The organism is Candidatus Pantoea symbiotica (assembly GCF_056491525.1).
This window is the reverse complement of record NZ_JBSZHR010000002.1, coordinates 389,476-407,659: the sequence shown is the minus strand read 5'-3', so window position 1 is coordinate 407,659 and position 18,184 is coordinate 389,476. Positions and strand designations below refer to the sequence as shown.

Annotated in this window: 17 protein-coding genes; 11 read left to right on the top strand and 6 right to left on the bottom strand. The window is 56.9% G+C overall.

All coding sequences use genetic code 11. From position 1 onward, the window contains the following. The first annotated feature begins 8 nt into the window (after window positions 1–8). From ACXIZX_RS02510 to urtE, 6 genes are all read left to right on the top strand, one after another. Complete coding sequence (locus ACXIZX_RS02510) at window positions 9–707, top strand: GntR family transcriptional regulator (RefSeq protein ID WP_479403538.1); 699 nt, start codon at window positions 9–11, stop codon at window positions 705–707. 28 nt (window positions 708–735) lie between these two features. Further along, on the top strand, window positions 736–2,004 hold the full coding sequence (gene urtA, locus ACXIZX_RS02505) for an urea ABC transporter substrate-binding protein (protein WP_008108706.1): 1,269 nt from the start codon (window positions 736–738) through the stop codon (window positions 2,002–2,004). 187 nt (window positions 2,005–2,191) lie between these two features. After that, complete coding sequence (gene urtB / locus ACXIZX_RS02500) at window positions 2,192–3,757, top strand: urea ABC transporter permease subunit UrtB (RefSeq protein WP_479403537.1); 1,566 nt, start codon at window positions 2,192–2,194, stop codon at window positions 3,755–3,757. Beyond that, a complete protein-coding gene (urtC, locus tag ACXIZX_RS02495; protein ID WP_008108709.1) occupies window positions 3,757–4,833 on the top strand; it encodes an urea ABC transporter permease subunit UrtC in 1,077 nt (358 codons plus the stop codon). Before urtB ends, urtC begins: the two co-directional genes overlap by 1 nt. Next, a complete protein-coding gene (gene urtD, locus ACXIZX_RS02490; protein WP_061718176.1) occupies window positions 4,826–5,617 on the top strand; it encodes an urea ABC transporter ATP-binding protein UrtD in 792 nt (263 codons plus the stop codon). Before urtC ends, urtD begins: the two co-directional genes overlap by 8 nt. A gap of 1 nt (window position 5,618) precedes the next feature. After that, window positions 5,619–6,317 (top strand): urea ABC transporter ATP-binding subunit UrtE, encoded by a 699-nt coding sequence (urtE, locus tag ACXIZX_RS02485; protein ID WP_008108711.1) that lies wholly within the window; start codon window positions 5,619–5,621, stop codon window positions 6,315–6,317. Window positions 6,318–6,560: 243 nt separating this feature from the next. On the opposite strand, the gene ACXIZX_RS02480 is transcribed toward urtE, so the two are convergent. Genes ACXIZX_RS02480 through rbsK form a run of 3 tightly spaced genes read right to left on the bottom strand, consistent with a single transcriptional unit; the run spans window position 6,561 to window position 9,823 of the window. Further along, window positions 6,561–7,574: an aldose 1-epimerase family protein gene (locus ACXIZX_RS02480; protein WP_479403536.1), complete on the bottom strand. Its 1,014-nt coding sequence runs from the start codon at window positions 7,572–7,574 to the stop codon at window positions 6,561–6,563. Then, window positions 7,571–8,896 carry an L-fucose:H+ symporter permease gene (gene fucP, locus ACXIZX_RS02475; protein WP_479403535.1) on the bottom strand — a complete coding sequence of 442 codons (1,326 nt, stop codon included), beginning with the start codon at window positions 8,894–8,896 and terminating at the stop codon, window positions 7,571–7,573. Before fucP ends, ACXIZX_RS02480 begins: the two co-directional genes overlap by 4 nt. 9 nt (window positions 8,897–8,905) lie before the next feature. Continuing rightward, a complete protein-coding gene (gene rbsK, locus ACXIZX_RS02470; protein WP_479403534.1) occupies window positions 8,906–9,823 on the bottom strand; it encodes a ribokinase in 918 nt (305 codons plus the stop codon). Between the two features lie 371 nt (window positions 9,824–10,194). Here rbsK and deoR point away from each other — a divergent pair, with 371 nt between their 5' ends. From deoR to ACXIZX_RS02450, 4 genes are all read left to right on the top strand, one after another. Next, a complete protein-coding gene (deoR, locus tag ACXIZX_RS02465) occupies window positions 10,195–10,959 on the top strand; it encodes a DNA-binding transcriptional repressor DeoR (protein ID WP_008101762.1) in 765 nt (254 codons plus the stop codon). A 194-nt stretch (window positions 10,960–11,153) separates the two neighbouring features. Next, window positions 11,154–12,821, top strand: coding sequence for an energy-dependent translational throttle protein EttA (ettA, locus tag ACXIZX_RS02460; RefSeq protein WP_008101764.1), 1,668 nt, complete (start codon window positions 11,154–11,156; stop codon window positions 12,819–12,821). A 51-nt stretch (window positions 12,822–12,872) separates the two neighbouring features. Continuing rightward, on the top strand, window positions 12,873–13,040 hold the full coding sequence (locus ACXIZX_RS02455) for a YhfG family protein (protein ID WP_479403533.1): 168 nt from the start codon (window positions 12,873–12,875) through the stop codon (window positions 13,038–13,040). Between the two features lie 5 nt (window positions 13,041–13,045). Beyond that, window positions 13,046–13,642, top strand: coding sequence for a putative adenosine monophosphate-protein transferase Fic (locus tag ACXIZX_RS02450; protein WP_479403532.1), 597 nt, complete (start codon window positions 13,046–13,048; stop codon window positions 13,640–13,642). 34 nt (window positions 13,643–13,676) lie between these two features. On the opposite strand, the gene nadR is transcribed toward ACXIZX_RS02450, so the two are convergent. From nadR to serB, 3 genes are all read right to left on the bottom strand, one after another. After that, window positions 13,677–14,903 (bottom strand): multifunctional transcriptional regulator/nicotinamide-nucleotide adenylyltransferase/ribosylnicotinamide kinase NadR, encoded by a 1,227-nt coding sequence (nadR, locus tag ACXIZX_RS02445; protein WP_008101769.1) that lies wholly within the window; start codon window positions 14,901–14,903, stop codon window positions 13,677–13,679. Window positions 14,904–15,008: 105 nt separating this feature from the next. Continuing rightward, window positions 15,009–16,394 (bottom strand): DNA repair protein RadA, encoded by a 1,386-nt coding sequence (gene radA, locus ACXIZX_RS02440; RefSeq protein WP_007886867.1) that lies wholly within the window; start codon window positions 16,392–16,394, stop codon window positions 15,009–15,011. A gap of 13 nt (window positions 16,395–16,407) precedes the next feature. Continuing rightward, a complete protein-coding gene (gene serB / locus ACXIZX_RS02435) occupies window positions 16,408–17,385 on the bottom strand; it encodes a phosphoserine phosphatase (RefSeq protein WP_061718180.1) in 978 nt (325 codons plus the stop codon). Window positions 17,386–17,492: 107 nt separating this feature from the next. Between serB and ACXIZX_RS02430 the strand changes: the two genes are divergently transcribed. After that, entirely contained in the window at window positions 17,493–18,173 is a 681-nt protein-coding gene (locus ACXIZX_RS02430; protein ID WP_008101775.1) for a YtjB family periplasmic protein, read from the top strand. The last annotated feature ends 11 nt before the right edge of the window (window positions 18,174–18,184 follow it).

Here is an 18,184-nt window from a genome sequence, read left to right as displayed (position 1 = left end):
GAGTTTGCATGAACACGAGCCCTCGTAGCAAAGGTCGTCCGGAAGCGCTGGCCGAGAAGGTTTACCAGGCGCTGAAGCAGGACATTTTTGAGTTCCGACTGATGCCGGGCGACCGCTTCAGCGAAAACGAAATCGCCGATCGGCTGGAAGTGAGCCGCACGCCGGTGCGTCAGGCGCTGTTCTGGCTGGAGCGTGAGGGCTACGTCGAAGTGTGGTTTCGCAGCGGCTGGCAGGTGAAGCCGTTCGACTTCGAATATTTCGAAGAGCTGTACGACTTTCGCACCGTGCTGGAGTGCGAGGCGGTGCGCCGCTTGTGCGCGCTGCCCGCACCGCTATGCACCGACATGCTGACCGCGCTGCAAAGCTTCTGGATCGATGCGCCGCCGCTGGCCGATGGCAAAGCGGTTTCGGCGCAGGATGAAGCCTTTCACATGGCGCTGGTGGCCGCCGCTGGCAATCAGGAGATGGCGCGCATCCACGCCGAACTGACCGAAAAAATCCGCATCATTCGCCGTCTCGATTTTACCCGTGACGACCGCATGGAGGCGACATACCGCGAGCACGCTCAGATTTTACGGGCGATTTTCCAGCAACAAACCGAGGAGGCGCAGCGCATTTTAACCGACCACATCGCCGTCAGTAAGGCAGAGGTCAGAAAGATCACATTGCATATGTTACAGCAGGCTCGACTTCAACCCATTGAATAACAATACAAACATAGTGAGGGGTTTACTGATGAAAAGACGTTCGTTGCTCAAAGCTTTCGCGCTCTCTGCCTCTGTTGCCAGCATGGGCTTTGCCTTTGCGGCGCAGGCTGCTGACACCATCAAGGTGGGCATTATGTCCTCGCTCTCCGGCACCATGGCGATCTCCGAAACGCCGCTGAAGGATGTGGCGCTGATGACTATCGATGAGATCAACGCCAAAGGCGGCGTGCTGGGCAAAAAGCTGGAACCGGTGGTGGTCGATCCGGCTTCTAACTGGCCGCTGTTTGCTGAGAAAGCGCGCCAGCTGCTGACCCAGGACAAAGTGGCGGCGGTGTTTGGCTGCTGGACCTCGGTATCGCGTAAATCGGTGCTGCCGGTGTTTGAGGAGCTGAACGGCCTGCTGTTCTATCCGGTGCAGTATGAAGGTGAAGAGATGTCGCCGAACGTGTTCTATACCGGCGCCGCGCCGAACCAGCAGGCGATTCCGGCGGTGGAATACCTGATGAGTGAAGATGGCGGCAGCGCAAAACGCTTCTTCCTGCTGGGCACCGACTACGTCTATCCGCGCACCACCAACAAGATTCTGCGCGCCTTCCTGCACACCAAAGGCGTACAGGATAAAGACATCGAAGAGGTCTATACGCCGTTTGGTTACAGCGATTATCAGACCATCGTCTCCAACATCAAGAAGTTCTCTGCCGGTGGCAAAACGGCGGTGATCTCCACCATCAACGGCGATTCCAACGTGCCGTTCTACAAAGAGCTGGCGAACCAGGGCATTAAAGCCACGGATATTCCAGTGATCGCCTTCTCGGTCGGCGAGGAAGAATTGCGTGGCATCGATACCAAACCGCTGGTCGGACAGTTAGCGGCGTGGAACTACTTCGAGTCGGTGGATAACCCAACCAACGCCAAATTTGTTGCGGATTACCGCGCATACGCTAAGGCGCATAACCTGCCGAACGCTAACACCGTGGTGACCAACGACCCGATGGAAGCGACCTACGTTGGCCTGCATATGTGGGCGCAGGCGGTAGAGAAAGCGGGCACCACCGATGTGGATAAAGTGCGCGCGGCGATGGCGGGACAAACCTTCAAAGCGCCAGACGGTTTCACCCTGACCATGGATAAAACCAACCATCACCTGCACAAACCAGTAATGATTGGCGAAGTGGAAGAGAACGGTCAGTTCAACGTAGTGTGGCAGACCCAGCAACCGGTTCGCGCCCAGCCGTGGAGCCCGTACATCGCGGGTAACGATAAGAAGCCTGATCATCCGGTGAAATCAACGCAGTAAGAGGTTGTGCTGGCTGTCCCCCATCCCGGCCTTCCCCCATAAATGGGGGAAGGAGACGCTGCCATATACATGTTCATTACTGGCATTGGGCAACGTCTTCCTCCCCCATTTATGGGGGAGGACCGAGGAGGGGGACAGCCACACCAATCCAAACCCAACACAACTTCTCACCATCAGGGCCAGAACCATGACAATCCGCCGTTATCTCTGCTGTCTGCTGTTACTGCTGCCCTGGCTCGCCCAGGCGGGCGATGGCGCAGACTTCGCGGCCGCCAGCCGCACGCAACAAGCCACGCTGCTCCAGCAGTGGGCCGCCGCACCGCAGGCTAATCGCCTGCCGCTGCTGCAGGCGCTGCGCAATGAAACCGTGGTCATCGACCAAAAACAGCAGCCGTTCAGCAAACAGGGCGAGATGTTGCAGCCGCTCGACAGCGCGCAACAGCCCAGCGGCGAGACCAAAAAGCTGTTTATGAATAACCGCCTGCGCGTGCTGATCGCCAGCGCCCTCGCCGCCCACCAGTTGGTGAGCGACGATGCCGCGATCCGTTTACGTGCCGCACAACAACTGCAAAACGATGGCGTCGCTGACATGCTGCCGCTGATTGAACAGCGTCTCGTGCAGGAAACAGACGCGAAAGTGCACGACGTACTGCTCATGGCAGCGGCCAACCTGCAACTCGCCAGCCCGGATGCCGCGCTGCGCCTCAAAGCCGTCAAACTGCTCGGCGAATCCAGCGATCCCAATATGCAGGCCAGCCTCACGCGCTTAACTCAGGCCAGCAATGAACCCGATGCCAACGTACGTGACGCCGCCGCAGCCAGCCTGAAGCAGATTAAACAGCGTCTAATGTGGGGCGATCTGCTCGGTCAGGCGTTTACCGGCCTGTCGCTGGGTTCGATCTTGTTATTAGCGGCGCTGGGCCTCGCCATCACCTACGGCCTGCTTGGCGTGATCAACATGGCGCACGGCGAAATGCTGATGCTGGGCGCCTATGCGACCTGGTTTGTGCAAAGCCTGTTCCAGCAATTCGCACCGCAGTGGCTGGCGTGGTATCCGCTGCTGGCGCTGCCGGTGGCGTTTCTGGTCACCGCCTGTATGGGCATGCTGCTGGAGCGCACCATCATCCGCCATCTGTACGGACGTCCGCTGGAAACACTGCTCGCAACCTGGGGCATCAGCCTGATGCTGATTCAACTAGTGCGCATGCTTTTTGGCGCGCAGAACCTGGAGGTGGCTAACCCAGGCTGGCTCTCCGGCGGGTTGCAGCTGCTGCCGAATCTGGTGCTGCCTTACAACCGTATCGCGGTGATCCTGTTTGTGTTTGCCGTGCTGGGCCTCACCTGGCTGCTGCTGAATAAAACCCGCCTCGGCCTCAGCGTGCGGGCCGTAACGCAGAACCGCGCGATGGCCGACTGCTGCGGCGTGCCGACCGGACGCATCGATATGCTGGCATTTGGCCTCGGTTCTGGCATTGCCGGACTCGGCGGCGTGGCGCTGTCGCAGCTTGGCAACGTCGGGCCGGAGCTCGGTCAGGGCTACATCATCGACTCGTTCCTTGTGGTAGTGCTGGGCGGCGTCGGCCAACTGGCGGGCACCGTGGTGGCTGCCTTTGGCCTCGGCATTCTCAACAAAGTGCTGGAGCCGCAGATTGGCGCAGTGCTCGGCAAAATCCTCATCCTCGTGCTGATCGTGTTGTTTATCCAGAAACGTCCGCAGGGCCTGTTTGCCTTCAAAGGGAGGGTGATTGACTGATGAGCCAGCCAATGACGTTAACCATCGCGCGTAAAGCGCCGCGCCTGACTATCAGCCTTGGCGTGGTGATCACCGCGCTGCTGCTGGTGCTGCCGTTCTGCGCCCTGCTGCCGGCCACGCATCCGCTGGCGATCTCCACCTACACGCTGACGCTGGTCGGCAAAATTCTCTGTTACGCCGTGGTCGCGGTGGCGCTGGATTTGGTGTGGGGATACGCCGGGCTGCTGTCGCTGGGTCACGGCCTGTTCTTCGCGCTTGGCGGCTATGCGATGGGCATGTATTTGATGCGTCAGGCCTCCGGCGACGGCTTACCCGCGTTTATGTCTTTCCTCTCATGGAACGAGCTGCCGTGGTTCTGGGCGGGCACGCAACATTTTGCCTGGGCGCTGTGCCTGATCATGCTGGTGCCGGGTTTGCTGGCGCTGGTGTTTGGCTTCTTCGCCTTCCGCTCGAAAATTAAAGGCGTCTACTTCTCGATCATGACGCAGGCGCTGACCTACGCTGGCATGCTGCTGTTTTTCCGCAACGAAACCGGCTTCGGCGGCAACAACGGCTTCACCGGCTTCACCACGCTGCTCGGCTTTAACGTCACCGCGACCGGCACGCGCATCGGGCTGTTTGTCGCCACGGTGCTGCTGCTGCTGGTCAGCCTCGGCATTGGCTTCGCGCTGGCACGCAGCAAGTTTGGCCGCGTGCTGACCGCCGTGCGCGATGCGGAGAACCGCCTGATGTTCGTCGGTTACGATCCCAAAGGCTTCAAGCTGTTTGTCTGGACGCTTTCGGCGGTGCTGTGCGGGCTGGCGGGCGCGCTCTATGTGCCGCAGGTCGGCATTATCAATCCCAGCGAAATGTCGCCGACCAACTCGATTGAAGCGGCGATTTGGGTGGCGCTGGGCGGACGCGGCACGCTGATTGGTCCGTTGCTCGGTGCCGCCATCGTCAACGGGGCCAAAAGCTGGTTTACCGTCGCCTTCCCGGAATATTGGCTGTTCTTCCTTGGCCTGATGTTTATCCTGGTCACGCTGTTCCTGCCGCGTGGCGTGATTGGCCTGCTGCGCCGGAGGCGTGATGACTGAACAACTGTTTACCCAACCTCATCCCTCGGATCGTCATCGTGAACAAACCGATCCGGTATTGCAGCTGGAGAAGATCAACGTGTCGTTCGACGGTTTCCGCGCGCTAACCGATCTCTCACTAAAGATCGGCGTGGGCGAACTGCGCTGCGTGATCGGCCCCAACGGCGCGGGAAAAACCACGCTGATGGATGTGATCACCGGTAAAACCCGGCCGGATAATGGCCAGGTGATCTACGACCAGGATACCGATCTCAGCAAAATGTCGCCGGTGGAGATCGCGCGCGCCGGTATTGGACGCAAATTCCAGAAACCCACGGTTTTCGAAGCGCTAACAGTATTTGAGAATCTGGAAATCGCGCTGAAAAACGACAAATCGGTGTGGGCCAGCCTGCGTGCGAGACTGAACGGCGAGCAGCAGGATCGCATTGATGAGGTGCTGAAACTGCTGCGGTTGGGCGGCGAACGCCAGCGCAAAGCCGGTTTGCTGTCGCACGGTCAGAAGCAGTTTCTGGAGATTGGCATGTTGCTGGTGCAGGACCCGCATTTGCTGCTGCTGGATGAACCGGCGGCCGGCATGACCGATGCCGAAACCGAGTACACCGCCGAGCTGTTTCGCAGCCTCGCCGGGAAGCATTCGCTGATGGTGGTCGAGCATGACATGGGCTTTGTTGAAACCATTGCCGATCACGTCACCGTGCTGCATCAGGGCCAGGTTTTGGCCGAGGGATCGTTACGCGAAGTGCAGGCGGACGATCGGGTTATCGACGTTTATCTGGGGCGCTAACATGCTGCAAGTCGCGGAACTGAATCAATATTACGGCGGCAGCCACATTCTGCGCGGCCTGTCGTTTGAAGCGAAACCGGGTGAAATTACCTGCCTGCTGGGACGTAACGGCGTGGGCAAAACCACGCTGCTGAAATGTTTGATGGGGCTGATTCCGGCTAAGTCCGGCGAGATTCGCTGGCAGGATAAAGTGATCAACAGCCGCAAGCCGCACCAGCGCGTGCAGGCGGGTATCGCTTATGTGCCGCAGGGGCGCGAAATTTTCCCGCGTCTGACGGTGGAAGAGAATCTGCTGATGGGGCTGGCGCGTTTTTCTGGCGCACAGGCCAAAGCGGTGCCGGAGGAGATCTATCAACTTTTCCCGGTGCTACGTGAGATGAAAGCACGCCGCGGCGGCGATCTGTCGGGCGGACAACAGCAGCAATTGGCGATTGGCCGCGCCCTCGCCTGTTCACCAAAGCTGTTGATCCTCGATGAACCAACCGAAGGGATCCAGCCGTCGGTGATCAAGGAGATCGGCGCGGTGATCCGCCAACTGGCGCAGCGCGGCGATATGGCGATCCTGCTGGTGGAGCAATTCTACGATTTCGCCGCTGAACTGGCCGACAGTTATCTGGTGATGTCGCGCGGCGAGATCGTGCAGCGCGGCGCCGGTTCAAGCATGGAAGCCGATGGTGTACGGGGGTTAGTGGCGATTTAGTTGCACCGTTTTTCGTAGGGTGCGCATTAATGCGCACCTGGAAACCAGGTCGCCATAAATGGCGCCCCTACAAATCTGAGGTGCGGTTTATAGGATGCGCATTAATGCGCACCTGGAAACCAGGTCGCCATAAATGGCGCCCCTACAAACCTGAGGTGCGGTTTATGTAGGGTGCGCATTAATGCGCACCTGGAGACCTGGTCGCCATAAATGGCGACCCAACGAATTGTGTATGGAATGGAATTACAATATTCCTGTTTCAACGCTGAAGTGACGCTGCTCACCCGGAGCCAACTCAATCAACGTGCCGGCGCGCTGCGCTGCTTTAAAACCTTCCGGGCGGCAGGTTGACGGCAGCACATAGGCGGCGACCTGCTGATCGCGGTTATGCAGCATCCAGCGCGTGGCGTGCGGGAATTGCTGGCTGGAGAAGCGTGTCATCAGGGCAAATCCCTGCGGTGAGTGCAGCTCAAACTGCAACTCATCGCCGTACTGCTGGAGATCATCAGCAAAGAACACGATCTCAGGGTCACACATCTCCGGCTGATCCAGCTGCTGAAACGCCTGCGGATCGCGCGCCAGTTGATCGGTATACGCGCGCCACTGCGGCGTGGGCTTGACGTGCGCCGGGATCGAGCTGCGTAGCTGGAACGCATCGGTCGGGATCGACTGCTGGAAACGGCCTTGATCCAGCCAGGCGCTGTTCAGATGACACATATACTGCAGCGGCATCGGCGCACCCGCCAGGTTGGTGACGTTCATCTCAATGTGCAGGCGCGCCGCATTGGCCTCAAGGCGCACCGCCGGTGCGGCAAGATAGTGATGGCCGAAGCCCTTCACATACTCGGTTTCGCCTTCCAGCGACACGCGATCCTCCTCCAGCACCATCCATGCGCTGTCCATGCGCGCGCAGGCCATTTCGCCGTGCAGCGGATGATCGTCGTCTTCCGCCGGGCAACCGTTGGCCAGCAGCCCGGAGTGGAAAGCAAAACAGCCGTAGGTATCAATAATCGAACTGCCGGGCAGCGGCTGTTTAAAGCTGTGGCCCATGGTCAGCGAGTGGCCGTCAAAGTTGGCGTCCCACACCATCTGACCGTAAAACGGCAGCACGATCACCGTGCCGCGTGGGTTGCTGATGCGCACCGCTTCCACGCCGGCTGGATAGCGAAACAGCTCGACGTGAAACGTCTCGTTGCGCAGCAGCGTGGCGGGCGTTTCGTGAAACTGCTCACGACGTAACGGTAAACGGGTTTTCATGGCATCTCCTCGACTAAACGACCGGCCGCTTCCGCCTGTTTTTTATGACGCAGCTCGCCCCAGAAGAAGTAACCGACCCAGGCGAAACACAGCAGCGAAACGCCGAACGCCAGCTGCATCGATCCCAGATGATCGGAGACGAAGCCCTGAATCGCTGGAATAAAGGCGGCACCGACAATCGACATCACAATAAACGCGCCCGCCACTTCGGTGTATTTGTTATCGACAGTCGCCAGCGTACCGGCGTAGATCGTCGCCCAGCATGGACCAAACAGCGCACTGACAAATATCGCGGCATAGACAGCGGTAAAGTTCGGCACAAACATCACATACGCCAGCGCGAGAACCCCCAGCAGCGAGTAGGCAATCAGCACTTTTTCTGCACGGAAGCGCGTCATCAGGAAGTTGGCGATAAATTTACCGATAAAGAAGCCGATGAAGCTATAAATCATGAAGTTAGAAGCATGACGCTCATTGATCGCGCCAAGCGTCAGCGCCAGACGAATGGTGAACGACCACACCGCCACCTGCATGCCGACATACAGGAACTGCGCCACAATGCCGCGTTTGAAGTGACGATTCGCCGCCAGATAGCGGAAGGTCTCACCAAGCGACGGCAGGGATTTTTCACTGCTTTCCGGCTTGCAGCGCGGATAGCGAGTGAACAGGAACAGCAGCATCACCACCACCAAAACCATCACCAAATATTTGTACGGTTCCAGCGTGTGCTCGAGCATGGTGAGACGGAACGCATGCGCCTGTTCAGCGTTCATGCCCGACAGCTGACTTTCCAAACTGTCGCCCTCCTGGAACACCAGATATTTGCCCAGCACGATGCCCATCAATGCACCGACCGGATAGAACGTCTGGCTGATATTCAGGCGCAGCGTGGCGTGATCGCGATGGCCAATCATCGAGCTGTAGGTGTTGGCAGCGGTTTCAAGGAAGCTCAAACCGATGGCGATGGCAAAAATCGCCGCGAGGAACATGGTGTAGGTCGCCATGTGCGAAGCGGGATAGAACAGCACGCAGCCCACGATATACAGCGCCAGTCCCAGCAAAATCGCCAGTTTATAAGTGGCTTTGCGGATCACCAGCGAGGCCGGAATGGCGATCAGGAAGTAGCCGCCGTAGAACGCACTCTGCACCAGCGCGCTGGCGAAATCACTTAACGCGAACACGCTTTTGAACTGGGTGATCAGGATGTCGTTCAGACTCGCCGCACAGCCCCACAACGGGAACAGGCACGAGAGCAAAATGAACTGGAACAGCGGCGTTTTATTCAGATAGCCATCAGATTGCTGAACAATGTTCGGTTGCATAACTCGACCTCAGTGAACGTTGAGAAAACGCTGGAAGGTTTCCGCGTCGGGATAGGAGCGCTGCGTGCCGCGACCGGTCACGCTGCAGGCGGCATAAGCAGAGGCTTGCGCCATCGCGGCCGGGATATCGCCGCTTTTCACCAGCTCGTGGGCGAAGCAGCCGATAAAGGCATCGCCCGCGCCGCTGGTGTCCACCGCTTTTACCGCAGTGGGTGCAACCTGATGCACATTGTCGCCAGACATCCACAGCGAACCGCGTCCGCCCAGCGTGATGATCAGGTTTTTCAGCCCACGTTTAAGCAGCGATTGCCCCGCCAGCTTCACCTCTTCATCGGTGGTGACCGGCATACCGGTGAGGATCTCCAGCTCGGTTTCATTCGGCATGAAAAAGTCGCATTTGCAGGCGTATTCGATATTGAGAGCCGCTACCGCCGGTGCCGGATTGAGGATCACTTTGATGTGGTGCTGACGAGCAAAATCAATGGCGTAGTACACGGTTTCCAGTGGGATCTCCAGTTGCAGGATGATCAGCTGGCAGCTTTTCAGCGCCTCGGCGGCGGCATCAATATCCGTCGGTTTCAGCTGCTGGTTGGCACCTTTGATAATCAGAATGCGGTTCTGCGACTGATCGTCAACGAAGATCGGCGCCACGCCGCTGGAGGTGCCTGGCGCGGTGGTGACAAAACGGGTATCAACGCCCTGCTGTTGCAGATTGGCCACGGTATTCGGCGCAAACAGATCGTCGCCGACTTTACTCACCATCATCACGCTGGCGCCCATCTTCGCCGCTGCCACCGCCTGATTGGCACCTTTGCCACCACAGCCGATAGCAAAATCAGGTGCTTCCAGTGTTTCGCCCGCTTTCGGCAACTGATTGGTATAGGTAATGAGGTCCACCATATTTGACCCAATAACCGCAATATCCATTGTTTTCTCCCGGTGAATTTTTAGCTTTATAATGTTATTAAAATCACAATATCAGGTTAATAAAGTTAATTATGTGATAAATTTCACACCTCAACATCATGACAAAAAGCCGATAAACAGCCATTCATTCATAGAAATGAATGTTATTATTCTAACAATGCAACAACATTGGTAAGGCAACCTGGCGGCGAGCGAAGCGGCTAGAAGGCATCACATTGGCGGCACTGCGTGAGGTTTGCGGGCCGATCTCATTACAGGTAAGATTGAAAACTGGCCTGCTGCATACGTCGCAAATCATTAAAATATGTGAGATTTATCGTGATTTTTGACCAGGCTACTTCGACTTCAGGATTAATTACGCAGAGATGATCATGGAAACCCGGCGCGACGAACGTATTCACAAGTTGGCTCAGGCGCTGAAACGCACCGATAAACTGCATCTGAAAGACGCGGCGCAGCTGCTGGGCGTATCGGAAATGACTATCCGCCGCGATCTCACCGAACCGGCTTCAACCGTGGTGCTGCTGGGCGGCTATATCGTTAGCGATCCGAAAAGCCACGCTGGACACTATTTCATCTCCGATCAGCACGGTCAGAACGCCGCACGCAAACAGCGCCTGGCGCAGGCTGCTGCGGATCTGATCAGTGAAAATGACACGGTATTTTTTGATTGCGGCACTACGCTGCCGTACATCGTGGATGCGATCCCTGACACCTTGCCGTTCACCGCCATCTGCTGCGCGATGAACACTTTCCTGGCGCTGAAAGAGAAACCGGCCTGTAACGTGATCCTCAGCGGCGGCGAGTTCCACGCCGACAACGCGCTGTTTACGCCGATTGGCGCGCATTCGATCCTCGACGATCTCTGCCCGACGCTGGCGTTTATTTCTGCTGCAGGTATCGATCAGGAACAGGGCGCCACCTGCTACAACATCAACGAGCTGGCGATGAAGCACCACGCGATGCTGCGCGCACGTCAGCGCGTGCTGGTGGCGGACAGCAGTAAATTTGGCAAAGTGCTGCCGGCACGCATTGCTGAACTGCGCCGTTTTGATTTGCTGGTCAGCGATAGCGCGCCCGAACCGGCGCTGAAGAGCTGGCTGGCGCAACAAAACATCCCGCTGCGTTTGCCATAAGTTGATGATATTGCATGTGGTCACCATAAATGGCGACCCTACAAAAGCGTGCAGATGTGTTGTAGGGTCGCCATTTATGGTGACCGATAAAGACCGCGGCAAGCCGATGTATGACGGGTATGAATAAAGGGTGAAAACAGCTAAACTTCTGTACCTAAAGTTCATAACTCACAGACCAAAAGGCTCAATCCAACGTGGCTCAATTCGTCTATAGCATGCATCGCGTCGGCAAGGTCGTTCCGCCGAAGCGTCACATCCTGAAGAATATTTCTCTTAGCTTCTTCCCTGGAGCAAAAATCGGTGTACTCGGCCTGAACGGCTCGGGTAAATCGACGCTGCTGCGCATCATGGCCGGTATCGATACCGATATCGAAGGGGAAGCTCGCCCGCAGCCGGGCATCAATGTGGGTTATCTGCCGCAGGAACCGCAGCTGAACCCGGAGCACACCGTGCGTGAATCCGTTGAAGAAGCGGTTTCAGAAGTGGTTGGCGCGCTGAAGCGTCTCGACGAAGTGTATGCGCTGTATGCCGATCCCGATGCGGATTTCGATAAGCTGGCCGCTGAACAGGGCCGTCTGGAAGAAGTGATCCAGGCGCATGATGGTCACAACCTCGATACGCAACTGAACCGTGCGGCTGATGCGATGCGTCTGCCAGACTGGGATGCCAAAATCGCTACCCTTTCCGGTGGTGAGCGCCGCCGCGTGGCGCTGTGCCGTCTGCTGCTGGAAAAGCCAGACATGCTGCTGCTCGACGAACCAACCAACCACCTGGATGCTGAATCCGTGGCGTGGCTCGAGCGCTTCCTGCACGACTTCGAAGGCACCGTTGTGGCGATCACGCACGACCGTTACTTCCTGGATAACGTGGCTGGCTGGATTCTGGAGCTGGACCGCGGCGAAGGTATTCCGTGGGAAGGTAACTACTCTTCCTGGCTGGAGCAGAAAGATCAGCGTCTGGCGCAGGAAGCGTCTTCTGAAGCGGCGCGTCGCAAATCTATCGAGAAAGAGCTGGAGTGGGTGCGTCAAGGCGCGAAAGGCCGTCAGTCCAAGGGCAAAGCCCGTCTGGCACGCTTTGAAGAGCTGAACAACACCGATTACCAGAAGCGTAACGAAACCAACGAACTCTTCATTCCACCTGGCGCACGCCTCGGCGACAAAGTGCTGGAAGTGACCAACCTGAAGAAATCGTATGGCGATCGCGTGCTGATCGATGATCTGACCTTCTCGGTACCGAAAGGCGCGATTGTCGGCATCATCGGTCCGAACGGCGCGGGTAAATCTACGCTGTTCCGCATGATGTCAGGTCAGGAGCAACCGGATTCCGGCACCATCGAGCTGGGCGAAACCGTCAAGCTGGCATCGGTTGATCAGTTCCGTGACGCGATGGACAACTCCAAAACCGTGTTTGAAGAAGTGTCTGGCGGTCAGGACATTATGCGCGTGGGCAACACAGAGATGCCAAGCCGTGCTTATGTTGGTCGTTTCAACTTCAAAGGCACCGATCAGGGCAAACGCGTAGGTGAATTGTCAGGTGGTGAGCGCGGTCGTCTGCACCTCGCCAAGCTGCTGCAAGTCGGCGGCAACCTGTTGCTGCTCGATGAACCAACCAACGACCTCGACATCGAAACCCTGCGCGCGCTGGAAAACGCCCTGCTGGAATTCCCTGGCTGTGCCATGGTGATCTCGCATGACCGTTGGTTCCTTGACCGTATCGCCACCCACATCATCGATTATCAGGATGAAGGTAAGGTGGAGTTCTTCGAAGGCAACTTTACTGAGTACGAAGAGTACAAGAAACGCACCCTCGGCGCCGACGCGCTGGAGCCGAAGCGTATCAAGTACAAGCGTATGACGAAGTAATTGTTTCAAAGGTGCCAGCAATGGCACCTTTTACTCACTAAGAGGTGCGCAATGAGAAAAGATCAAAAAAGTCGCTCCATGAAGCGTGAAGAGATGATTTACGAGCAAACTAAGCACGCCAATTTTATTGCCAGTTCTTCATTGGAAGGCATTGAGATCCCAAAAGAACCTGCGTTTACTTCGCTGGCGCAAGTGCGTAAGCATTTTCAGCGGAGTTAGACACCATGGATCGCTACTCTTCCTGGCGCGATCACTATTGCTATCCCGATTCTTCAGTGCTGATTAACCGCTATAACATTCGTGATAGCGAGCAACTCGAAGCGGCCGAACGCAGCGTCACTGCCCTCACTATTAGTCATATCACCCTGTTTCATCCTCCTTTTTCGTTGAATACTTTGAGCACCATTCACCGTACGTTATTTGCTGAATTATATTCATGGGCCGGCGACATTCGCGATATTGCTATTAGCAAAGGCAATACACGCTTCTGTCAGCCCATGTTTATTCGACGCGAAGCTGAACAGCTTTTCCGTAAAATGGAAATAGAGTCCTGGCTCAGTGGCCTTGGTCATCGCGAGTTTTGTCAGCGACTGGCATGGTATTACGGTGAACTCAACATTCTGCATCCGTTTCGCGAAGGTAATGGCAGAACGCTGCGCATCCTGTTTGAACACATAGCATTGCATGCCGGTTTTCGTATTGATTGGTCTGAATTGCGGATTGAGGATTGGCTAAAAGCCAATATTTTGGCGTATGAGATCGGGCCGGAAGCGCTAAATGCGCTTTTCTTGCAGCATGTGTTTGTTTTGCCAGAGACTTGATTCAGGCGGCTTTAACACCGCCTGAGTGTGTGTTTTAACTGCCCAGCATCTGCTTCACTAACTCTACACAGCGCAGGAAGCGCGTGTCGTAGTCATCTTCTTTGACGTGAACAAACTCGATATTGTTTTCACGCAGCATGGTGATCAGCATGGTCTGGAACTCGCGGCGATCCATGGAGCTGCCGAGGCTGCGCAATCCATCCGCCACCCAGGGCACGTTGTTTTCCAGCAAAATTACCAGGTCGAAACGGTACTCATCAATTAACGCCTGCACAAACGGATGCTCGCGTCCTTCGTACTTGAGGCAAAACGCCTGCGTAGTGATGAAATCGGTATCGATAAAGGCGACTTTACTGGCGTACTTCACGGCGAAGTCGATGTACTGCGCCTGGCCCAGCGCGATTTTGTCGTAGTCGGAATATTGCAGCGCCATCTCGTCGCCACCGAGGTGCGAGAAAACATAATCGCGGCCATATTCCCAGGCGCTGGTGGTGTTGAAGATATTCGCCAGCTTGTTCACCAGCGTTGATTTGCCACTTGACTCGCCGCCCAGCACCGCCACGGTGCGCACGAAGAACGGCTTCACTTCGGTCGGGATATATTCCCAGTAACGGAACGGATCCTGACGAATCTGGCCGCCGCTGATATTCATAAAGGATCGATTGGGATCGATCACCACCGCCGGAATGCCAAGGTGCTGCTCATACATCGCGGCATCGGGTTCTTCACTGGTGTAGACACAATTCGGCTCGATGCCCTGCTCAGCCAGAAAGGTTTTAACGCCGCCGCTCCACACATCCCAGCCGTGCGGATAAGGTTCGATTCCCTCTTCATCGAACGAATGGATGCGGATATTTTTCTGGTATTTGAAGGTTTGCAGCAGCCAGCGTAATCGATCGCTAATGGTCGGCTGCTGCGACATGGCGCTGTTTTCAAACAGTTCGCGATCGCGCGGATCGTCGTGGCCCATGATGATATGCAATTCATCGACCTGGCTGCAGGCGCGCTGGATCAGATAGATATGGCCGGTATGCAGCGGATAAAATTTACCGAACACCACGCCAACGGTTTTATCGCGGCGCGGAAATTCCAGGCCAAGAAAACGGTGCAGCGCTTCCAGCTTCTGCGCGCTCGGGCTTTTGATTTTGGCGTTGAGCAGCTGGCTTAAGTAGCCTTTGGTCATTCCGCTGGCATCGGCAACCTGCTGCAGCGTGTGGCCTTGCTGGCGAATGGCTGTTTTCAGGTAGTCAAATGATGACATTGCGTGCCTCCTGCGTGGAATAAAGGGCGGTGCGGCCTTAAAGACGGTGCGCAAAAATGCGCACCCTACAAACGTAGGGTCGGCATTCATGCCGACCGGTAAAACTTACAACTCATCCAGAATCGCTAACGCATCCGCCAGCTTCTTCGCGCTATACACCTTCATCCCTTCTACCGGCTTCTTCGGTGCATTACCGGCCGGTACGATGGCGCGCTTGAAGCCGTGCTTCGCCGCTTCGGAAATCCGCTCCTGGCCGCTCGGCACCGGGCGAATTTCGCCGGCAAGGCCCACTTCGCCAAAGATCACCAGATCCTGCGGCAGCGGACGATCGCGGAAGCTCGATACCATCGCCATCAGCAGCGCCAAATCGACGCTGGTTTCGGTGACTTTTACGCCGCCGACCACGTTAACAAACACATCCTGATCCGCCATCTGCAAGCCGCCGTGGCGATGCAGCACCGCTAACAGGATCGCCAGGCGATTCTGCTCCAGCCCAACCGCGACGCGGCGTGGATTGCCCATCATCGAATGGTCCACCAGCGCCTGAATCTCGACCAGCAGCGGACGCGTGCCTTCCCACAGCACCATCACCGAGCTGCCCGAGGTGATCTCATCACCGCGCGACAGGAAGATGGCTGAAGGATTGCTGACTTCGCGCATGCCTTGTTCGGTCATGGCGAACACGCCGAGCTCATTCACCGCGCCAAAGCGGTTTTTATGGCTGCGCAAGGTACGGAAACGGGAATCGGCATCGCCATCCAGCATCACCGAACAGTCGATACAGTGTTCCAGCACCTTCGGACCGGCCAGCGAACCGTCTTTGGTGACGTGACCGACCATAATGATCGCCACGCCGCGCGTTTTGGCAAAGCGCGTCAGGTAAGCGGCCGTTTCACGCACCTGCGCCACGCTGCCTGGCGAAGATTGGATCTCTGCCATGTGCATCACCTGGATCGAGTCGATCACCATCAGTTTCGGCTGCTCCTGCTCGGCGATCAGACAGATCTGCTCGATGCTGGTTTCCGACAACATGTTGAGGTTTTCGGTGGGTAATCCCAGACGATGGGCGCGCATCGCCACCTGTTGCAGTGATTCTTCGCCGGTGACGTACAGGGTTTTCATCCCTTCCGCCAGCTTGCACATCACCTGCAGCAGCAGCGTCGATTTACCGGCGCCCGGATTACCACCAATCAAGATGGCGCTGCCCGGCACCACGCCGCCGCCCAGTACGCGATCGAACTCTTTAAAACTGGTGGAGAAACGCGGCAGGGCTTCGAGGCTGATCTCCGATAGCTTCTGCACGCGGCTAACGCCTGCATTGCCGCCGGCATAGCCGCTCAGACGCTCGTTACGCGCCGCCGCAGGCGAGGCGGCAATGCGCACCTCGGTGATGGTGTTCCACGCATGGCAGGCGCTGCATTGCCCCTGCCAGCGCGGATAATCAGCGCCGCATTCGTTACAAACGAAGGCGCGTTTTGCCGCTTTGGCCAAATCAAATCCTCTGTTAACGCTCTTCGTGAATCAGGCTGCCGGTCAGGATGCAGAACACGCCCATCAGGTCAGCATGGCGGATGATGATTTCCGTCTGCTCATTCACTTTAGGTTTAGCATGATAGGCGATACCCAGCGCCGCCGTTTTAATCATCGGCAGATCGTTGGCACCATCGCCAATCGCCACGGTTTGTTCCGGGGCAATATTAAAGCGCTCGGCAAGATCGTTCAGGGTATCGGCTTTAAATTGGGCATCGACAATCTGTCCCAGCACCTGGCCGGTCAGCTTGCCGTCGCGAATTTCCAGCTCGTTGGCTACCGCCGCAGCTAAATGCAGCGTCTGGCGCAAATAGTCGGCGTAGAAGGTGAAGCCGCCCGAGGCGATCGCCACCTGCCAGCCCAGCGCCTGCAGTTTCTGCACCAGCGTGGTTAAGCCTGGCATCAGCGGCAGCGCGTCGCGCACCTGCATCAGGATATTGGCATCGGCGCCCGCTAAAGTGCCGACGCGCTCGCGCAGGCTGGCTTTGAAATCCAGCTCGCCGCGCATGGCGCGCTCGGTGACTTCCGCCACCTGCTCGCCGCAGCCCGCCAGTTTGGCGATCTCATCGATGCACTCAATCTGGATCGCGGTGGAATCCATGTCCATCACCAGCAAGCCAGGTGTTTTCAGATGCGGGATTTTGCCAAGCGGCGCCACATCAAAACCGGCTTCATGCGCCAGTTTGCTGGCGCGCGGCGTCAGCGAGCCTGCCAGACGTATCACCTGATACTCATCGACATTCCAGGCACTAACGATCACCATCGCCGCACCCAGCTTATGCTGATAATCGGTGAGTTTTTGTTTATCGAGCCCGCGCCCATACAGCAACCAGCCAGTTCGACCGGCACGGTAATCCAGCGGCATCACTTCATCACCGCTGAGGGAAAGGGGTAAACCCGGCCAAAGTGAAACATCGGCGGGCAGATCGCACCAGGTAAGACGATTTGGCATTACAGCTCCTGTAGGGACAACAAAACCACGCAAGAGGCTACCTTGTCTGCGCGGGTTCTGGCAACATAATTGCCAGCCTTTCTGCTGTTACATCACACGGGTTTCTGATGGTTAAAACCGCACTGAAATTTCGCCTGCATCGCACGGTGATTGTTCTTATCTCGCTGGCTCTGTTAGTGGTTCTGATGCAAGGTGCATCCTGGTTTAGCCTCGGCCATCAAATGGCACGCTCTGAACAAGTGGAAGAACTGGCGCGCACGCTGACTAAACAGGTGGCGTTTAGCCTTAAACCGTTGATGGATAATAGCGACGATAACCGCACGCAGATTGCCGCGATCCTCAATCAGATGACCGACAACAGCCGCATTCTTGATGCCTCCGTTTACGCCGATGATGGCAGCCTGGTGGCGCATAGCGGCGAAAGCATTAATGTGCGCGATCGCCTGTCGCTGGATGGCAAACGCGCCGGCAGCTACTTCAACCATCAAATTGTGCAACCGCTGGAAGGCAAAGATGGCCCGCAAGGCTTCCTGCGCGTCACGCTGGATACCCACGTGCTGGTAACGGAATCGCGTCAGGTGGATAACACCACCAACATCCTGCGCCTGATGATGTTACTGGCGCTAGCCATCGGCATTATCCTGACGCGTACCCTGCTGCGTGACCGCCGCACCCGCTGGCAGCAATCGCCCTTCCTGCTGACGGCGAGCCGCACGGTGAAAGAGGATAAAGAGAAAGAGGAAGAAGAGGCGCAGACGGCAATATCAGAGACAGAAAAAGAGCGTTAACGATATCTCCG

What these genes read in the sequence shown, in the direction of transcription:
- ACXIZX_RS02510 (WP_479403538.1), top strand. Translation starts at nt 9, where the DNA reads ATGAACACGAGCCCTCGTAGCAAAGGTCGTCCGGAAGCGCTGGCCGAG.
- urtA (WP_008108706.1), top strand. Translation starts at nt 736, where the DNA reads ATGAAAAGACGTTCGTTGCTCAAAGCTTTCGCGCTCTCTGCCTCTGTT.
- urtB (WP_479403537.1), top strand. Translation starts at nt 2,192, where the DNA reads ATGACAATCCGCCGTTATCTCTGCTGTCTGCTGTTACTGCTGCCCTGG.
- urtC (WP_008108709.1), top strand. Translation starts at nt 3,757, where the DNA reads ATGAGCCAGCCAATGACGTTAACCATCGCGCGTAAAGCGCCGCGCCTG.
- urtD (WP_061718176.1), top strand. Translation starts at nt 4,826, where the DNA reads ATGACTGAACAACTGTTTACCCAACCTCATCCCTCGGATCGTCATCGT.
- urtE (WP_008108711.1), top strand. Translation starts at nt 5,619, where the DNA reads ATGCTGCAAGTCGCGGAACTGAATCAATATTACGGCGGCAGCCACATT.
- ACXIZX_RS02480 (WP_479403536.1), bottom strand. Translation starts at nt 7,574, where the DNA reads ATGAAAACCCGTTTACCGTTACGTCGTGAGCAGTTTCACGAAACGCCC.
- fucP (WP_479403535.1), bottom strand. Translation starts at nt 8,896, where the DNA reads ATGCAACCGAACATTGTTCAGCAATCTGATGGCTATCTGAATAAAACG.
- rbsK (WP_479403534.1), bottom strand. Translation starts at nt 9,823, where the DNA reads ATGGATATTGCGGTTATTGGGTCAAATATGGTGGACCTCATTACCTAT.
- deoR (WP_008101762.1), top strand. Translation starts at nt 10,195, where the DNA reads ATGGAAACCCGGCGCGACGAACGTATTCACAAGTTGGCTCAGGCGCTG.
- ACXIZX_RS02455 (WP_479403533.1), top strand. Translation starts at nt 12,873, where the DNA reads ATGAGAAAAGATCAAAAAAGTCGCTCCATGAAGCGTGAAGAGATGATT.
- ACXIZX_RS02450 (WP_479403532.1), top strand. Translation starts at nt 13,046, where the DNA reads ATGGATCGCTACTCTTCCTGGCGCGATCACTATTGCTATCCCGATTCT.
- nadR (WP_008101769.1), bottom strand. Translation starts at nt 14,903, where the DNA reads ATGTCATCATTTGACTACCTGAAAACAGCCATTCGCCAGCAAGGCCAC.
- serB (WP_061718180.1), bottom strand. Translation starts at nt 17,385, where the DNA reads ATGCCAAATCGTCTTACCTGGTGCGATCTGCCCGCCGATGTTTCACTT.
- ACXIZX_RS02430 (WP_008101775.1), top strand. Translation starts at nt 17,493, where the DNA reads ATGGTTAAAACCGCACTGAAATTTCGCCTGCATCGCACGGTGATTGTT.